Here is a 16,574-nt window from a genome sequence, read left to right as displayed (position 1 = left end):
CGCCCTTGTGTTGTTGGCTTCCTTCAGCATTGCAAATGCTCAAGCGATGCGCCTTGAACAGACGACAGTGCCCGTATGGAAGGCTGTCTACGGCCGGGTGGAAGCACGCGACAGCGTACCGGCGCGCGCCAGAATTGGTGGCATCGTTGTCGAACTCAAAGTCACCGAAGGCGATGAGGTGCATACGGGGGACGTGATTGCGACCATAAAGGATGACAAGATCGACTTCCAGATCGCGGCGATCGACGCCCAGTTATCCGGACTGAAGGCCTCACTGGAAAATGCCCGCTCTGAATTGAAACGCGGAGACGAATTGCTGATCCGCGGCGTCACCACGGCGCAGAGACTGGATTCGCTGCGCACCCAGGTGGATGTTGTCAGCAATCAGATCACGGCCACCCAGGCGCAACGGGCACTCGTTGCAGAACAGACCAGGGAAGGTATCGTTCTGGCACCGACGACCGGCAGGGTCTTGACCGTACCAGTCACACGCAATGCCGTCATCATGGCTGGCGAGACTGTGGCAACAATCGGCGGCGGCGGTTTCTTCCTGCGTCTGGCTGTCCCCGAACGTCACGCAGACCTTCTTGAAAAAGATGCGAATATCGAAATTGATGACGGCAACGGACACACGACACAGGGCCGCCTGGCTAAAATCTATCCCGAGATCGACAATGGTCGCGTGATTGCCGATGTAGAAGTCGAGGATATGCTAACGACCTTCGTCAACCATCGGCTGCTGGTGCGCGTGCCCGTCGGCAAGCGCGAAACACTGCTGGTACCGGAAGCTGCAATTACCAGTCGCTTCGGCATCGACTACGTATCGATAAAGCTTGGAGACCAGACGGTCGCGCGCGCTGTGGTAACATCGAAACCGTGGATGCTCGACCATATGCTTGTTGTCGAGGTCCTGACCGGTCTCTCGGCGGGTGACGAGGTCATCACGCCATGAAACAACATAACCTTGGCATAGCGGGCTCGCTGACGAAGTTCTTCATCGCCTCGCCGCTCACGCCACTGTTTCTGCTCGCAGCATTTGCTCTCGGGCTTGTCGCGCTGATGACATTGCCGCGAGAGGAAGAACCGCAAATATCCGTGCCGATGGTCGATATCGTCGTGCGCGCAGACGGGCTGAAAGCGGAGGACGCCGTCAAGCTCGTCACCGAACCTCTGGAAACAATCGTCAAAGGCATCAACGATGTCGAGCACGTTTATTCACAAACGGCGGACGATCAGGTCATGGTCACCGCTCGCTTCGTCGTCGGCACCTCTGCCGATACCGCAGTGCTGCGCGTGCACGACAAGATAGCAGCCAACATCGCACGCATTCCCGTCGGCATACCGGAACCGATGATCATTGGCCGCACCATCGACGATGTCGCCATCGTATCACTGACACTGACCCCGTCAGATCAGACGGGCGCCGGCGTAACGGCCAATGACTTGACCCGAATTGCCCGCGCACTGCGTGTTGAACTGACCAAGATCGATAATGTCGGCTTGAGCTATCTCGTGGGCGAGACGGGTGCCGCCATCCGCGTGGCACCGGATACCGAAAAACTCGCCCTTTATGGCATCACGCTTCAACAACTGTCTGGCAAGGTCACGGCGGCAAACCGCTCGTTCCCGACGGGGCTGGTGCGCGACAAGGGCCAACAGATCGAAGTTATCGCCGGCGAAACCCTGTCAACGCCCTCCGACATCGGCAATCTGCTCCTGACCTCCCGCGACAATCGCCCCGTCTATGTTCGCGATGTCGCCGATGTATCGTTTACCGCCGACACGTCTGAAGCACGCGTGTCGACGGTCACACGTGAACAGGGTGGCAAGATCAGGCGCGTGCCGGCGGTGACACTGGCCATCGCCAAACGTGCCGGATCAAACGCTGTCCTGGTGGCAGACCAGATCCTGCAACGTGTCGAGACACTGAAGGGCGATCTCATTCCAGGGTCAATGGCAGTCGAAGTCACGCGTAACTACGGCGAAACCGCCAATGAAAAAGCCAACGAGCTACTCTTCCATCTGGGTCTAGCCACCATTTCGATCATTGCGCTGGTCTGGATCGCGATAGGGCGTCGGGAAGCCATGGTCGTTGCCATTGTCATCCCCATGACGATCCTCCTGACGCTGTTTGCCGCAAATATCATGGGCTATACGCTCAACCGTGTATCCCTGTTCGCTCTCATCTTTTCCATCGGCATTCTGGTCGACGATGCAATCGTCGTCATTGAAAACATTGCAAGGCATTGGGGCTATGACGACGGCAAGGACAGGCGCGAAGCGGCAATCGATGCCGTCGCCGAAGTCGGCAATCCAACCATTGTCGCAACACTGACCGTTGTCGTCGCTCTACTGCCGATGATGTTCGTCTCGGGCATGATGGGACCTTATATGAGCCCCATCCCCGCCAACGCTTCAGCAGCGATGATATTTTCCTTCTTCGTCGCGGTCATCGTAACCCCGTGGCTGATGCTGAAGATGGCCGGCAAGGCAAAGCTTCACACCGATGCGCATCATGCGTCTGGAGGGACACTCGGCAAGGGCTATTCAGCCGTTGCGCGTCCCATTTTGGCGTCTAAGCGCAACAGCTGGATTTTCCTGGCTCTGGTCGGGATTGCTACACTTGGATCTCTGTCGCTGTTTTATACAAAGGATGTCACCGTCAAGCTGCTGCCTTTCGATAACAAGGCCGAGCTGCAGGTGACGATTGATCTGCCGGAAGGTTCGTCAGTCGAGGCGACGGACGCCGTGGCGCAAGATGTTGCCCGGGTCGTTTTGCAGACACCCGAAGTCATCTCCCTCCAGACCCATGCCGCATCTGCAGCCCCGTTCAACTTCAACGGCCTCGTGCGCCATGCTTATCTTCGCTCATCACCCGAGATGGGCGACGTCCAGATCAAACTGACGCCAAAAGGCGAGCGTGACCGCACCAGCCACGCGATCGCACTCGACCTGCGCCACCGCATCCTTGCAAAGGTGAGAGCACCTGAGGGTACATCAATCAAGGTCGTAGAGCCACCGCCCGGCCCTCCCGTCATGGCAACGCTTCTGGCAGAGGTCTATGGCCCCGACGCAGACACAAGACGTGCCACGGCAGAAAAAGTGAAGCAGGCATTCAAATCCGTACCCTTCATCGTTGACGTCGATGACAGCTACGGTCGACCCGCAAGACGGCTGCGGGCCACCATCTCCACCGATGATCTGGATTTCTTTGGCGTTGAGGAAAGCGATGTCTTTGATACCTTGTCTATCCTGAACGGCGAGACAGTAATCGGCTATTCCCATCGCGGCGGCGGCAGAGCACCGATTCCGATCGAGATCCGCCTACCAAAAGCCGAAAAGGTGTTGGATGAACGCTTCCTGGCGACCCCTATCCCGGCCAATCTTCTTCCCGGATCCCGATCCGTGGTCGAACTCGGTGATGTAGTCCAGGTGAGGGAAGAACGCGCGTCATACCCAATCTTCCGACACAACGGACGTTTTGCGGAAATGGTGACGGCAGAACTCGCAGGAGACTTCGAAGCACCACTATATGGCATGCTCGCAGTCCGGGACGCGCTCGACAAGATGGATTGGACGGGCGCGCAAAAGCCCGAGATCGCTCTGCACGGCCAGCCGTCGGATCAGAGCAAGCCGGTCTTGCTGTGGGATGGCGAATGGGAAGTGACCTGGGTTACATTCCGGGATATGGGGGCAGCCTTCATGATCGCTCTTCTCGGGATCTATATCCTCGTGGTGGCCCAATTCGGTTCGTTCAAGCTGCCGCTGGTGATCCTCACCCCAATCCCGCTCACCTTCATCGGCATATTAGGTGGCCATTGGATCTTTGGCGCACCGTTCACCGCTACATCCATGATCGGGTTCATTGCGCTTGCCGGGATCATCGTGCGAAACTCTATCCTTCTGGTCGATTTCATCCGTCACGCTGCATCACCTGATCGCCCGCTGACCGAGGTTCTGATTGAAGCCGGGGCTATCCGCTTTAAACCGATCCTCCTGACGGCGCTGGCGGCAATGATTGGTGCAGCGGTCATCCTGACCGATCCGATCTTTCAGGGCCTTGCCATCTCGCTACTGTTCGGCCTTGCATCCTCAACACTACTAACGGTGCTGGTCATTCCCGCGATTTACCGCATATTGCGAACCTGATTGATAATCGACTGGCGAACGAAGCAGCCGCCCGCATAACCGCGGGGGCTAAGTGTTTCCAAACGGTTCCTCTGCCGTTATCAACTGGCAAGAACCACTGGAGGCCAAGAATGAAGATTTTCCAACCCGAAACTGCCACGATAACCCGCACCAACCGCAAGCTTTATGCCGCTTATGAGCTGGCCCACACGCTGGTGGACTTCGCTGCAGCCGTGCTTTTCACCATAGGCTCAGTGCTCTTCTTCAGTGAAAGTACCCAATATTCGGCGACCTGGTGTTTCGTCATCGGCTCCATCTGCTTTGCGATGAAACCAACCATCAAAATCACCCGCGAATTGCACTATCTCCTTATCGGAGATTTCGACGATCTCGCGGGCCACAAACGGTAAACCAAACCTGCAAAGCCAGGGCCATCAGGATGCGGCGAGCCGGTCTTCCACCAGTTCAACCCAGAATGCCGTGCCAATCGGCAGGATATCGTCGTTGAAATCGTAACGGGGATGGTGGAGCGGTGGATCATCTTCGGTCTTCGCCGTCCCGAGGAAGAAATAGGTGCCCGGCACCTTTTCCAGCATATAGGCGAAGTCCTCGGCACCCATGGTCGGATGCACCATGTCGTAAACCTTGTCTTCACCGGCAAAACGCTTTGCCAGTTCGCGCACATAATCGGTTTCGGCCTTGTGGTTCACCGTTGGCGGGTAACCACGATCATATTTGAGCTCCACGGACATCCCGTAGCTTGCCGCCTGCCCTTCGGCAATCGCACATATACGCCTTTCCAATTCATCACGAACATCGCTGTCGAGCGCGCGAATGGTCAGATCCATCGCAACCCGTTCCGGGATGACATTGCTGGCAATACCACCATTGAAGGCACCCACAGTGACGACAGCTGATTTGAGCGGATGGATGTTGCGCGACACGATGGTCTGAAGCGCCATGATGATGCTGGCGCCAGCTACGATCGGGTCCGATGCCACCTGAGGCTCGGCACCATGTCCACCCCGACCAACGACTGTGATCCTGCATTCATCGACGGACGCCATGATCGGCCCTTCCCTGAAGGCAAAATGCCCGAAGGGGATAGCAGGCTCGTTATGAAGACCAAATACGGCATCGCAGGGGAAGCGCTCGAAAAGCCCATCCTCAATCATCAGGTTGGCACCGCCGAAATTCTCTTCCGCCGGCTGAAAGATCAAATGCACGGTCCCGTCGAAATTCTTCCGTTCCGCCAGAATCTTGGCTGCGCCAAGCAGCATGGCTGTGTGCCCATCATGGCCGCAGGCATGCATGACGCCGGCATTCGTGCTGGCGTATTCAACGCCCGTCTCTTCCAGAATAGGCAGCGCATCAAAATCAGCGCGAAGGCCGATCGTCCTTGCGCTCGTGCCATTTTTCAAGGTCGCGACGATCCCCGTCTTGGCCAGTCCGCGGGTGATATCATAGCCCATCGCGGTCAACTGCTCGGCCACGTAATCAGACGTCCTGAACTCGGAAAGGCCCAGTTCAGGGATCTGGTGAAGGTAGCGGCGTGTGGCCACGACTTCGGGCATATAATTGGAAAATTGGACGGTCATGTCAGGCACCACGGGTTGGAATCTTGTTCTCGAAATAGCGGAACACCAACACCAGTGCGCCCGTCAAGAGCATATAGATCACCGCCAGAAGAAGGAGCGGTTCATAGGTCAGATAAGTGGATTGACGCACTTTCGAAATTACCGCGTAAACGTCGATGACAGTGATGGTGGCAACAAGCGGGGTGGCCTTCAGCTGCAAAACGGCCTCGCCATTCAAGGTCGGCAGCGCGCGTTGAATTGCCCTTGGCAACCAGATACGGCGAAACACCGTAAACCTGCTCATCCCAAAGGCTCTGGCCGCTTCAAGCTCCCCCTTGGGAACACCGGCAAAAGCACCGCGCATCACTTCGCCCTCATAGGCCGCGAAGGACAATGTAAGCGCTGCAAAGCCATAGGGCCAAGCCTGCCTGAGGTATGGCCACAGTGCTGAGGTTCGTATTTCAGGATATTGTGCGAAGACAGATCCCAAACCGTAATAGAGCAACCAAAGCTGGAGCAGCAACGGGGTGCCGCGGATAACGGTACAGAAACCCTTGGCGACCCAGGCCAGCAGTCCAGGTCCGGTAACCTGCACCAGTCCGATTGGAACAGCCAGGGCGAAGCCGACAAACGCAGTGGTAAACAGCAACACAAGCGTCCGCCATATGCCGTCCAGCAACTGCCCTTTATAGTCAGCTATCCAATCCCAGCGCATATACCAGATGGCAGCAAAAACGATTGCTGCAAAAATCGCCATCAATAGCAGGCGATGCGGCTCGAAAAGGCCGCGCTTCCTCGGCGCGATATAGGCTGGCATTCCGGGGGAGGTATCGCTCATGATCAAGCCGTCTCCGCCATGCCGCGGCGTGCACGTCGCTCGATGACACCGATCATGACATTGGATAGCAATGTCAAAGCAAGATAGAGAACACCAGCGGCCAGATAAAACAGCATATAGGCCTTCGTACTGCCCGCAGCCTGACGCGTCACAAGCGTCAATTCGCTGAAGCCGACCACGGCAAGAAGAGCGGTGTCCTTGGTGGCAATCATCCACAGATTGGCGAGTCCCGGGATCGCATAGGGCAACATGGCCGGAAGCGTGATCCGCAACATGATCTTCAGCGGAGACATACCATAGGCACGCGCAGCCTCGATCTGGCCGGGCGGCACCGCATTGATCGCGCCGCGTAAGACTTCGACCGAATAGGCACCTTGCACGATGCCGATAACGAAAATGCCAGCGACAAGTCCGCTGATATCAACACGAGGAAGCCCGACAAGCACCAGCAACGAATTCAGAGCATCCGTTCCGGCGTAGTAGAGAAGCAGGATCAAGACGAGTTCGGGCACCGCCCGAATGATCGTTGTATAGATCTCCATCAGGTCGCGCAGTATCGGGCCACCGTAAAGTTTGCCGAAGGCACCACCGATCCCGATGAGTATTCCCAAGCCATAGCCGCCAACGGCCAACTGAATGGAATGCAGAAATCCTGTCAGCAAAACCCCGCCCCAGCCGGGCGGCGAAAATGCCAGAAGATCAAAATTGAAGAAGCCGCCAGCGCTGGCTGCCATCTGCCTTGTCCCCGTTCATTAAATGGAAAGCAGGCCGCCACGATCCTCTCGCGCGGCCTGCATGTCAAATTGAACGGATATCAGCCGCCGTAGATATCGAAGTCGAAATACTTCTTGGAGAAGGTGTCATAGGTCCCGTTTGCACGGATCGCCTTGATCGCCGCGTTGATCTTGTCCTTCAGCTCGGTCTCACCCTTGCGAAGACCGACGCCAACGCCTGCACCCAGAATGGCCGGATCGTCTGCGACGACGCCCTTCAGTTCGCAGCAAGAACCGGCATCCGATTTCAGGAAAGCATCAAGTGCTATCGCATCGGCCTGAACGGCATCAAGACGACCAGCTGCCAGATCCTGGTTGGCTTCGTCCTGCGTCTGGTATTCCTTGATCTCGGCAGCAGTATCGCCGAAATGCTTCATCGCATAGTCCTGGTGCACGGTAGAGACCTGGACACCCAGGATCTTGCCCTTCAGCCCCTCGGGCGTCGCGTCAAAATCCATATCCTTCGGACCCACAATGCCCGTTGGCGTGTTGTAATACTTGTCAGAGAAGTCGATGGTCTTCAGGCGCTCTTCCGTGATCGACATCGAACCGATGATCATGTCGATCTTGCCTGACGTCAGTGCCGGAATGATACCGTCCCAGGCCACGGGCGTGATGACACAGTCAAGCTTCGCCTCGGCACAAATCGCATCCATGAACTCGACTTCCCAGCCAACCCATTTACCCGACGCATCCGGCGATGTGAAAGGCGGATAGGGCTCAGCCGCAACACCGACTTTCACTTCCTCGGCATATGCCGACGTAAAACCCGCTGTGGCGACGGTCGCAGCAAGCAGTGCGATTTTTGCAAAATGTTTCATGATATTCCCCTGTTATTGTTTGTGGATTTAGTGGATCGAGCTGATGAATTTCTTCAACCGCTCGGATTTTGGCGACCCGAAAAGCTGTTCCGGTGGGCCCTGCTCTTCGATCATACCGTTATGCAAAAACACGACATGGTTTGAAACATCGCGTGCAAATGCCATTTCGTGGGTCACCAGGATCATCGTCCGCTTCTCGCGGGCGAGATCCCCGATAACGGAAAGTACTTCTCCGACCAGTTCGGGATCCAGCGCCGATGTCGGCTCATCGAACAGCATGACCAATGGCTGAATGGCGAGCGCACGGGCAATCGCCACGCGCTGCTGCTGCCCGCCGGAAAGAAATGCCGGATAGGCATCCCGCTTTTCATAAAGACCGACACGGCGAAGCAGTGCCTCGGCAATTTCAATCGCCTCGTCCTTCTTCAGGCCCAGAACATGAATCGGCACCTCGATGACATTCTGCATGACCGTCATGTGCTGCCATAGATTGAAGTTCTGAAACACCATGCCAAGCTGGCTGCGGAGACGTTGCACCTGACGACGGTCAGTCGGCATCAAACCGCCATGACCGTCCTTCTTCATCGTGATCGCTTCACCATGGATGGAGACGGATCCGGCGGTCGGCAATTCAAGCATGTTGATGCAGCGCAGGAAGGTGGACTTTCCGGAGCCGGAGCCTCCGATGATGGCGATCACATCGCCTTGGCGGGCATTGAGTGAAACACCCTTGAGAACCTCAAGCGGTCCAAACCTCTTATGAAGATCACGCACTTCGATGGCTTGCGCCGACTCTGCCATACCTACCGCCATTGTCCGGAAAACCGGAGATGCACCGGAACCTGTTCCCGCCAGCTTTTTTGACCCTTGTACGGTGCGCTGCTGACCTCTGCGCCCGTTGACTTGATGCAGAGTTTTGCACTTGTACAGTAATTATTCAAGCGTATAATAACCAAATATTGATGCCGGCATGCATTTCCGGCCCTCACCTTAAGGAGCACGGGAATGGAATTCGGGTCACAGGAAATGTCAGGCAAGCTCGAGCGCGTCCTGATGCGCAAGCCGGGTCCAAGCCTGCTTGGAGCGGATGCTGCAAAATGGCATTATGGACCCACATTCGACGCCGAAAAGGCGATCGGACAATACCAGCAATTCGCCAAACTCGTTGCCGAATCCGGCGCTGACATCCAGTGGATTGAAGACACAGGCGACGGCTATGCCGATGCCATGTTCACCCATGACCCGTCACTGATGAGCAATCACGGGGCGATCATTCTCCGCATGGGAAAACCGCTGCGCATGGAAGAGCCAAACCTCCACGAAGCGGCCTATAAATCCGCTGGCATCCCGATCCTTGGACGCATCGAGGCTCCCGGCAGCATCGAAGGTGGAGACTGCGTTTGGGTCGATGAAAAGACTTTGGTCGTTGGACGTGGCGTTCGCTCGAACCAGGCAGGGATCGAACAGCTCTCTAAGCTGCTGGCGCCGCATGGAGTAGACGTCTTCGGCTTTGATCTTCCTCTTTGGCAGGGAGAAGAGGCGTGTCTGCACCTGATGTCCGTCATCAGCCCATTGGCGCGTGATCTGGCACTGGTCCACGCACCACTCCTGCCCGCGGCCTTCTATTTCCTGCTCAAGGAGCGCGGCATCAAACTGGTCGTCGCGCCCGCAGACGAATTTTATCGCAGCGGTGGCCTGAACCTTAACGTTTTGCCCACCGCGCCGCGTGAAATCATCATGCTGGAAGGCTTTCCCGGTACGCAGGCGGCAATGAAAGCCGCAGGCTGCACGATCAAGACGTTCACAGCGGATGCTCTCTGCATCGCCTGTGAAGGTGGCCCGACCTGCCTGACCCGACCCATCTGGCGGCGGGCGTCTTGAACAGGCGGCCTTTCCATAGAGCAAGCGAAGCCGAGCGCCGGGAAGATCTCATCCGGGCCACATTGGATTGCATCGCCGAAACCGGTCTTCAGGGTGCCACCGTGCGCCAGATTGCTGCAAGAGCAGGCGTGACGGGTGGGCTCATCCGCCACTACTTCACCAGCAAGAACCAGATGGTGGAAGCCGCCTACATCGAAACCATAGCAACCATGAACGGGGCCGTCATTGCCGCCGCCGATCCTGCCACTGGAGATGCTCGGACAAGACTGAGAAAATTCATCGTCGCCAATGTCAGTCCACCTGTGACGGACCCCCGGACATTGTCTCTCTGGGCAGCCTTCATCAGCCACGTGCGTGTGGATCCGGGCTTTGCCGACATTCATCGGCAAAACTATCTGTCTTTCCTCAAAGCCCTCGAAGATCTGATCGAAGAAGTCCTCAACGACAGCGGTCGCCCCACGCCCAGGGCCGAGTGCCATGAATATGCAATCGCGATCAACGGCCTGATCGATGGATTATGGCTTGAGGGAACGCTTGCCGGCGACTTGTTCGACGACACGGCCTTGCCGAAAATTGCCTTGCGATCCGTCGAAGCACTGCTCGGCGGCATCAGTCTGGGCAAAGACAACAACGAATCCTGACAAGCGGAGAACAATCTCATGCGCTATGCATCCATCACAGATCGCCTTGCTGATCTTGGCTCCGGAAAATGGGCTGTTCATATCAAGGCCCGCGAAATGGCTGCGCGCGGCCTCCAGGTGATCGAGCTGACGATTGGCGAACCGGATGTGCCCCCGGATAGCGCATTGCTGGCAGAAGCAAACCGCGCCATGCATGCCGGCCGCACACGCTATTCCAATGGGCGTGGCGAAAGTGCTGTCGTCAAGGCGCTGACGGACAAATACGCCAAGCGACGCGCCGGCGTTACCGAGCGTAACATCCTCTGCTTTCCCGGGACCCAGACCGCACTCTTCGCCGTTATGCTGGGATTGGTAGAAGCAGGCGACGACGTGCTTGTCGGCGACCCCTATTATGCAACATATGAAGGCGTGATCGCCGCAACCGGGGCAGGAATAGTGCCTGTTCCGCTTCGCCCGGAACACGCATTTCATCTTCAGACAGACGATCTCGAAAAAGCAGTCACGCCGCACTCCCGCGTGCTGCTGCTCAACACGCCGCATAATCCGACAGGCGCTGTGCTCAGCAACGAAGAAATCCAGGCAATCGGAGAAGTGTGCAAGGCACACGATCTATGGATCGTATGCGATGAAGTCTATGAAGAGTTGATCTTCGGAAAGCCGTTCGCGTCGCCTTTCGATCGCCCCGACCTCGCCGACAGAACGATCGCAGTCTCGTCCATTTCAAAATCCCATGCGGCACCGGGCTTCCGATCCGGATGGGCCGCAGGACCTGTCGAATTCTGCGACAGGCTGCTGGCAGTGTCGGAAACCATGCTCTTTGGCGTCCAACCTTTTATCGCCGACATGACAGCAATGGCCGTATCAGGCTCATTCGACACCTCTACCGGAATGCGTGAACGCTACGGGCGGCGCGCCAAAGAGGCCTGCGATGCGCTGAACAAATTTCCTCACCTTAACCCCGTCATGCCAGAAGCCGGCATGTTCATGCTGATCGATGTGTCGGCAACCGGATTGAACGGCCAGCAGTTTGCAACGAAACTGCTGGACGAGAAACTGGTCGCCGTGATGCCCGGAACGTCATTTGGCGATCAGGCACAAAATTTCATCCGCGTTTCACTGACCGTCTCGGACGAAACGCTTCAAGAAGCAACGACCCGCATGATCGAGCTTGCAGGCGAATTGGCCTCAACCAGGGAAGAACGCAAATGGGCGACAAAATGAAGACTGTTGGCGAAACGCTGATCTCGATACTTGAGGCCTATGGCGTCGATGTCGTGTTTGGCATTCCTGGCGTTCATACCGTCGAACTCTACCGGGGCCTTGCTGCATCCCGGATCCAGCATATCACACCACGTCACGAGCAAGGCGCAGGCTTCATGGCTGATGGCTACGCCCGCGTCAGCGGCAAGCCGGGCGTGTGCCTCGTGATCACGGGGCCAGGCCTGACCAACACGATCACGGCCATGGCGCAGGCCTATCAGGATTCCGTACCGATGCTGGTCATTTCCGGCGTGAATGCTCGGGCCACCCTCGGTCACGGACGCGGCCAACTCCATGAGCTGCCAAACCAGCAGGCCATGATGGCAACGCTTGCTCTGATGTCGCACACCCTCCTGGACCCAAATGATCTACCTTCCGTCATGGATAGGGCATTCGCGATCCTCGGCTCATCGCGTCCGGGCCCGGTGCACATCGAAATTCCGACAGATGTCATGGCCGAGCCGATTTCTCATCGCGCGACGTCAGTGACAAGACCGGGCCGGCCACGTGCGGAAACAGAGAAGATGATGGAAGTCGCCGAGCAATGCCGGGCGGCCCGAAAGCCCGTCATTCTGTGCGGCGGCGGTGCGGTATCGGCAGCCCCGGAAATAAGGGTCTTGGCTGAACGTCTGGATGCACCTGTCGTGACCACGACAAATGCACGCGGCATCATGGCCAACCATTCCCTGTCGGTGCCGGCAAGCCCGAGCCTGAAATCCGTTCGCAGTCTGATCGCCGATGCCGATCTGGTCATCGCCCTTGGCACCCAGATGGGGCAGACGGACTATGACATGTTTGCCGACAAGGGCTTCCCTGCTCTTGGTAACCTTGTGCGGGTCGATATAGACCCCGAACAACTGGCACGCGGACCCTTCCCTGCTCGAAGTCTCCATTCGACCTCGGAGAATTTCGTGACCGACCTTCTGGCCCTTCTGGATGAGGCCCGCTCCATTAACGGAGCAACTGCACGTGCTGAAAAGACCAGGACAGACGCCCGCACCGAACTGGGAGAGAGAGTTGAACGTGAGGTGGCTCTGCTCGAATTGATACGCGAGACCTTGCCGGGGACGATTATCGTCGGCGACTCCACCCAGGCCGTTTACGCTGGAAATCTGTACTACGAAGCAGACCGCCCAAATGGCTGGTTCAATGCTGCAACAGGCTATGGCGCCCTTGGATACGGGCCACCAGCAGCAATCGGCGCGGCCATTGCCGAGCCCGATACGCCCGTCATCTGCCTCGTTGGCGACGGCGGTTTCCAGTTCGCCTTGTCCGAGATCGGCTCCGCCAAGGATTGCGGCGCCAACGTCATCTTTCTCGTATGGAACAATGACGGTTACGGCGAGATTGAGAAGTACATGATTGAATGCGGCATCCAACCCGAAGGCGTAAAACCATCTGCGCCCGACTTTGCCATGATTGCCGCCGCCTACGGCATCCCCGGCAAGCATCTTGCATCAATCGAGGACCTGCCCGCGGCGCTTAAGGAAGCGGCAGGCAAATCCGGCCCCTTTGTCATAGAGATGCACGAACGACTGGTGCATCCGGACGCTGGCCAGTCTTAGCCTTTGCTGGATCGCTCTACAAAACGAGCGATCCAGTCAGCGCCTGTATTCCATCGGCGCAAAACTTCGATCGGGTTCTCGTCATCGAGCCGCGAACAGATACGATAGACCTCAAGTGTCTCGGCATTCATCTCGCCTGCCGCGTATAAACTCATTGCGGCCGCGTAGCGTGTTCGGCCTGACCAGGTCTCCCCCATCGGCGTATTGATCAAGACCCATGGGTCGCTCGACTCTGTTGCTTGGTCGCCGTCATTCGCTGGCATCTTCATCACTCAAATGAATGTGAAACACAAAGAAAATCATTATTTACCATACGGTTATTCTACCATATTGAATGAATATTCAGCAAGTCCATTGATTTTCATCGACACTTGGCTACTCTTCAAGGGCAGGTCCGCATGAAGCGAACCTACGACCGGGTAGTTGAGCATGGATATGGCACATCGCGAACCGGAATATGATGAAGTGCATATGCGCTTCCTTGAACTCGTGTGGGGCGACGGCTTCCTGTCTCCGGGTGGACCACCCGAAGTTGCGCGTATTCTCGAGGGCATTGACCTACGCGGCAAATCCGTACTCGATCTCGGCTGCGGTTCGGGTGGCATAACGCTCCACCTGGCGCGAGAATTCGGCCCGGCGTCAGTAACCGGCTTCGATGTCGAGGAACCCTGCATCGCAAGCGCCAGGCGTCGTGCAAACGAAGCCAATCTTGGCGACCAGGTCGAATTCGTGCAAGCCGATCCTGGACGACTGCCCTTTGCCGATGCCAGTTTCGACCTCGTATTCTCAAAGGACGCGATGGTCCACATCTCGGACAAGGAGGCACTGTTCAGCGAGATTTTTCGCGTTCTGATGCCCGGTGGAACCATTGCAGCCTCCGACTGGATGATCGCGCATGATCACACGCCCTCGCCCGATATGCAGGCCTATCTCCAAGCCGAAGGCTTGAGTTTTGGAATGGCTTCGCCTGCGCGATATGTGAGAGCTATGGAAGGTGCCGGCTTCCAAAACATCCTGACTTTCAACCGCAATGTGTGGTATCGCGATGAGGCTCGCAGAGAACTCAACCGCATGCAAAGCGGGCTCTATAATGCCGCCATTGACGCAGTCGGCCAGTCTTTTGTTCAAAAGAACATTCGTACATGGACAGCCATGCAAAAGGTGCTCGATAGTGGCGAGCATTGTCCCACACATATTCGGGCGAAAAAGCCGGAGATTTCCCGATGAAGTCTCCGCTACGTCTGAAGACCGGTAACATGGCGGTTCACATGAATGTTCCAGCGGCAGAAGACGCCGAAAAGCGCGGACGCAAAGCCTCACGGCAAACCCGTCAGCTTCAGTTGATCGAGGCTACGATCGATTCTCTTGCGAAACGTGGCTATTCAGAAACGACACTTGCCGATGTTGCGGATGGCGCAGGCCTCTCTCGTGGCATCGTCAATTTCCATTTCGAGAGCAAGGAAAAGCTTCTCGTCGCAACGCTGCAATACATGGCTGACGAATACGCCAATCATTGGCAGACAGCGCTTGAAAAAGCAGGTCCCGACGCCGCCAAAGGCATTTGGGCGCTCGTGGCCGCAGACTTCGACCGCAAGATCTGCACAAAGCGCAAACTTGCTGCCTGGTGCGCGTTCTGGGGAGAAGCCAAATCACGCCCCACTTACCAGTCCCTCTGCGGAGCAAATGACAAGCGCTATCAGGATACCTTCGTCGCGCTCTGCATCTCGTTGAAAAATCAAGGTGGTTATGAATTCGACCCCGAACTGTCAGCGTTGGCGCTGTGCTCCATGATGGAGGGACTGTGGCTGCGGTTGATGATGGGCGATGGCGTGACGCGGGAGAGAGCCCATAGCGCCGCAATTGACTATCTCATCAGTGTATTTCCAAGGCATTTCAACAGCGCCGGACCGAAAGAACGAGTACCGGTGACATAAAAGGAGAACAGCATGGCATCTCGCGTGAAGACAATGCAATTTACGGCTTCCCTCCTGCTCGCAGGCTTGATGTCATCAACTGCCACGTTGGCGCAGGCGGCGGACACGCTGACCGTATTCGACTGGTCCGGTTACGAAGATCCTGAACTGCACCCAGCCTATACGGAAAAATACGGCGAACCCGACTTCGCATTTTTCGGCGATGAAGAAGAAGCCTTTCAAAAACTTCGGTCGGGCTTCAAGGCCGATCTGGCCCATCCCTGCTCACAGAGCGTCGTAAAGTGGCGTGACGCCGGTCTGCTGGAGCCCCTCGATCCCTCAAAACTGAACAATTGGGAAGAAATTCTACCGGGTCTGAAGTCTATGAAAGACCTGATGACGTCAGCAGATGGAACAGCCTGGCTTATTCCATTCGACTGGGGCAACACGCTGCTGACCTACCGCACCGACAAGGTCAAAGCAGAGGATGTTCAGTCTCTGAAAGCATTTGCCGACCCGCAATTCAAGGATCGCGTCACGATTGGCGACAATGTCGATGATGCCTACGCACTGGCGAGCCTGGCAATCGGGCTAAAGGACTGGACAGCCATGACCGACGATCAGTTCAAGCAAGCCTCGGATTTTCTGCGTCAGGTTCACAAGAACGTTCGCTTCTACTGGACAGACAACACCCAGATCAATCAGGCAATGGCTGCGGGAGAGGTCGATCTTGCATGGGCCTGGAACGATACGGCGACCTCGCTTAAAAACGACGGCGTTCCCGTCGACGTCAACAAAGACACCGACGAAGGCCTATCAACCTGGGTCTGCGGCTATGTTCGCTTGAAGGGCGCGGAAGGCAGCGAGGAAAAAGCCTATGATTTCCTCAACGCAGTCACAGATCCCGCAGTATCCAAATACATGATCGAATCCTGGGGCTACGGCCACAGCAATGCCAAAGGCATGGCCGCAATCGACGAGGCGACGCTGAAAAGTTCAGGCTACGACAATGTCGAGAAATTCACCGGCAACACCCTGTTTCAGTCTCCAATGCCATCGGAAATCCGGCAGAAAATGATTGCCGAATTTGAAAAGATCAAAGCAGGCTACTGACAACGTAAGTCATGACCTCCACCAGAGGTGGAGGTTTGAAACGCTGCGCTTGAACCGCTAGAAG

General features: G+C 56.6%; 16 protein-coding genes. 10 read left to right on the top strand and 6 right to left on the bottom strand.

The annotated features are described in order from the left end of the window. The first annotated feature begins 46 nt into the window (after nucleotides 1-46). The 3 genes from ACWPM9_RS02025 to ACWPM9_RS02015 all read left to right on the top strand — a co-directional run bounded on the left by ACWPM9_RS02025 (nucleotide 47) and on the right by ACWPM9_RS02015 (nucleotide 4,538). The gene (locus tag ACWPM9_RS02025) at nucleotides 47-952 is read left to right on the top strand and encodes an efflux RND transporter periplasmic adaptor subunit (protein ID WP_484756582.1); all 906 of its coding nucleotides are present in this window, start codon (nucleotides 47-49) and stop codon (nucleotides 950-952) included. Continuing rightward, nucleotides 949-4,149 carry an efflux RND transporter permease subunit gene (locus ACWPM9_RS02020; protein ID WP_484756581.1) on the top strand — a complete coding sequence of 1,067 codons (3,201 nt, stop codon included), beginning with the start codon at nucleotides 949-951 and terminating at the stop codon, nucleotides 4,147-4,149. The genes ACWPM9_RS02025 and ACWPM9_RS02020 overlap by 4 nt, the downstream gene beginning before the upstream one ends. 110 nt (nucleotides 4,150-4,259) lie before the next feature. Continuing rightward, on the top strand, nucleotides 4,260-4,538 hold the full coding sequence (locus ACWPM9_RS02015; RefSeq protein ID WP_484756580.1) for a YrhK family protein: 279 nt from the start codon (nucleotides 4,260-4,262) through the stop codon (nucleotides 4,536-4,538). Between the two features lie 24 nt (nucleotides 4,539-4,562). Here ACWPM9_RS02015 and ACWPM9_RS02010 read toward each other — a convergent pair whose 3' ends face one another. The 5 genes from ACWPM9_RS02010 to ACWPM9_RS01990 all read right to left on the bottom strand — a co-directional run bounded on the left by ACWPM9_RS02010 (nucleotide 4,563) and on the right by ACWPM9_RS01990 (nucleotide 8,938). Next, a complete protein-coding gene (locus tag ACWPM9_RS02010) occupies nucleotides 4,563-5,726 on the bottom strand; it encodes a M20 aminoacylase family protein (protein ID WP_484756579.1) in 1,164 nt (387 codons plus the stop codon). A 1-nt stretch (nucleotide 5,727) separates the two neighbouring features. Beyond that, on the bottom strand, nucleotides 5,728-6,543 hold the full coding sequence (locus ACWPM9_RS02005; protein WP_484756578.1) for an ABC transporter permease: 816 nt from the start codon (nucleotides 6,541-6,543) through the stop codon (nucleotides 5,728-5,730). Nucleotides 6,544-6,545: 2 nt separating this feature from the next. After that, on the bottom strand, nucleotides 6,546-7,277 hold the full coding sequence (locus ACWPM9_RS02000; RefSeq protein WP_484756577.1) for an ABC transporter permease: 732 nt from the start codon (nucleotides 7,275-7,277) through the stop codon (nucleotides 6,546-6,548). Nucleotides 7,278-7,357: 80 nt separating this feature from the next. Further along, nucleotides 7,358-8,137 carry a transporter substrate-binding domain-containing protein gene (locus ACWPM9_RS01995; RefSeq protein ID WP_428188120.1) on the bottom strand — a complete coding sequence of 260 codons (780 nt, stop codon included), beginning with the start codon at nucleotides 8,135-8,137 and terminating at the stop codon, nucleotides 7,358-7,360. A gap of 27 nt (nucleotides 8,138-8,164) precedes the next feature. Further along, the gene (locus ACWPM9_RS01990) at nucleotides 8,165-8,938 is read right to left on the bottom strand and encodes an ABC transporter ATP-binding protein (protein ID WP_484756576.1); all 774 of its coding nucleotides are present in this window, start codon (nucleotides 8,936-8,938) and stop codon (nucleotides 8,165-8,167) included. A gap of 225 nt (nucleotides 8,939-9,163) precedes the next feature. Between ACWPM9_RS01990 and ACWPM9_RS01985 the strand changes: the two genes are divergently transcribed. From ACWPM9_RS01985 to ACWPM9_RS01970, 4 genes are read left to right on the top strand one after another with little or no spacing between them, the layout of a single operon-like run. Continuing rightward, nucleotides 9,164-10,018, top strand: a complete 855-nt coding sequence (locus ACWPM9_RS01985; RefSeq protein ID WP_484757573.1) for a dimethylarginine dimethylaminohydrolase family protein — start codon at nucleotides 9,164-9,166, stop codon at nucleotides 10,016-10,018. Continuing rightward, a complete protein-coding gene (locus ACWPM9_RS01980; RefSeq protein ID WP_484756575.1) occupies nucleotides 10,015-10,659 on the top strand; it encodes a TetR family transcriptional regulator C-terminal domain-containing protein in 645 nt (214 codons plus the stop codon). Before ACWPM9_RS01985 ends, ACWPM9_RS01980 begins: the two co-directional genes overlap by 4 nt. Nucleotides 10,660-10,677: 18 nt before the next feature. Continuing rightward, complete coding sequence (locus tag ACWPM9_RS01975) at nucleotides 10,678-11,880, top strand: pyridoxal phosphate-dependent aminotransferase (protein ID WP_484756574.1); 1,203 nt, start codon at nucleotides 10,678-10,680, stop codon at nucleotides 11,878-11,880. After that, nucleotides 11,865-13,484, top strand: a complete 1,620-nt coding sequence (locus tag ACWPM9_RS01970) for a 5-guanidino-2-oxopentanoate decarboxylase (protein ID WP_484756573.1) — start codon at nucleotides 11,865-11,867, stop codon at nucleotides 13,482-13,484. The genes ACWPM9_RS01975 and ACWPM9_RS01970 overlap by 16 nt, the downstream gene beginning before the upstream one ends. Here the strand turns inward: ACWPM9_RS01970 and ACWPM9_RS01965 are convergent. Then, complete coding sequence (locus tag ACWPM9_RS01965; RefSeq protein ID WP_484756572.1) at nucleotides 13,481-13,639, bottom strand: hypothetical protein; 159 nt, start codon at nucleotides 13,637-13,639, stop codon at nucleotides 13,481-13,483. The genes ACWPM9_RS01970 and ACWPM9_RS01965 overlap by 4 nt on opposite strands. A gap of 274 nt (nucleotides 13,640-13,913) precedes the next feature. On the opposite strand from ACWPM9_RS01965, the gene ACWPM9_RS01960 reads away from it, so the two are divergent. From ACWPM9_RS01960 to ACWPM9_RS01950, 3 genes are read left to right on the top strand one after another with little or no spacing between them, the layout of a single operon-like run. Beyond that, nucleotides 13,914-14,711, top strand: coding sequence for a class I SAM-dependent methyltransferase (locus ACWPM9_RS01960; protein WP_484756571.1), 798 nt, complete (start codon nucleotides 13,914-13,916; stop codon nucleotides 14,709-14,711). A 29-nt stretch (nucleotides 14,712-14,740) separates the two neighbouring features. Next, nucleotides 14,741-15,418, top strand: coding sequence for a TetR family transcriptional regulator C-terminal domain-containing protein (locus tag ACWPM9_RS01955; RefSeq protein ID WP_484757572.1), 678 nt, complete (start codon nucleotides 14,741-14,743; stop codon nucleotides 15,416-15,418). Between the two features lie 12 nt (nucleotides 15,419-15,430). Next, nucleotides 15,431-16,510 (top strand): extracellular solute-binding protein, encoded by a 1,080-nt coding sequence (locus ACWPM9_RS01950; RefSeq protein ID WP_484756570.1) that lies wholly within the window; start codon nucleotides 15,431-15,433, stop codon nucleotides 16,508-16,510. Nucleotides 16,511-16,574 lie beyond the last annotated feature (64 nt).

This window comes from Agrobacterium sp. H141 (genome assembly GCF_057158725.1).
Note: the sequence above shows the minus strand (reverse complement) of the source record. Positions and strands in the feature narration are given on the sequence as shown.

Bases quoted from the DNA above. Each gene is read 5' to 3' on its own strand.
- ACWPM9_RS01970 (WP_484756573.1), top strand. From the start codon at position 11,865: ATGGGCGACAAAATGAAGACTGTTGGCGAAACGCTGATCTCGATACTT.
- ACWPM9_RS01990 (WP_484756576.1), bottom strand. From the start codon at position 8,938: ATGGCAGAGTCGGCGCAAGCCATCGAAGTGCGTGATCTTCATAAGAGG.
- ACWPM9_RS02015 (WP_484756580.1), top strand. From the start codon at position 4,260: ATGAAGATTTTCCAACCCGAAACTGCCACGATAACCCGCACCAACCGC.
- ACWPM9_RS02000 (WP_484756577.1), bottom strand. From the start codon at position 7,277: ATGGCAGCCAGCGCTGGCGGCTTCTTCAATTTTGATCTTCTGGCATTT.
- ACWPM9_RS01975 (WP_484756574.1), top strand. From the start codon at position 10,678: ATGCGCTATGCATCCATCACAGATCGCCTTGCTGATCTTGGCTCCGGA.
- ACWPM9_RS02025 (WP_484756582.1), top strand. From the start codon at position 47: ATGCGCCTTGAACAGACGACAGTGCCCGTATGGAAGGCTGTCTACGGC.
- ACWPM9_RS01965 (WP_484756572.1), bottom strand. From the start codon at position 13,639: ATGAGTTTATACGCGGCAGGCGAGATGAATGCCGAGACACTTGAGGTC.
- ACWPM9_RS01985 (WP_484757573.1), top strand. From the start codon at position 9,164: ATGTCAGGCAAGCTCGAGCGCGTCCTGATGCGCAAGCCGGGTCCAAGC.
- ACWPM9_RS01960 (WP_484756571.1), top strand. From the start codon at position 13,914: ATGGATATGGCACATCGCGAACCGGAATATGATGAAGTGCATATGCGC.
- ACWPM9_RS01955 (WP_484757572.1), top strand. From the start codon at position 14,741: ATGGCGGTTCACATGAATGTTCCAGCGGCAGAAGACGCCGAAAAGCGC.
- ACWPM9_RS02020 (WP_484756581.1), top strand. From the start codon at position 949: ATGAAACAACATAACCTTGGCATAGCGGGCTCGCTGACGAAGTTCTTC.
- ACWPM9_RS01995 (WP_428188120.1), bottom strand. From the start codon at position 8,137: ATGAAACATTTTGCAAAAATCGCACTGCTTGCTGCGACCGTCGCCACA.
- ACWPM9_RS02010 (WP_484756579.1), bottom strand. From the start codon at position 5,726: ATGACCGTCCAATTTTCCAATTATATGCCCGAAGTCGTGGCCACACGC.
- ACWPM9_RS02005 (WP_484756578.1), bottom strand. From the start codon at position 6,543: ATGAGCGATACCTCCCCCGGAATGCCAGCCTATATCGCGCCGAGGAAG.
- ACWPM9_RS01950 (WP_484756570.1), top strand. From the start codon at position 15,431: ATGGCATCTCGCGTGAAGACAATGCAATTTACGGCTTCCCTCCTGCTC.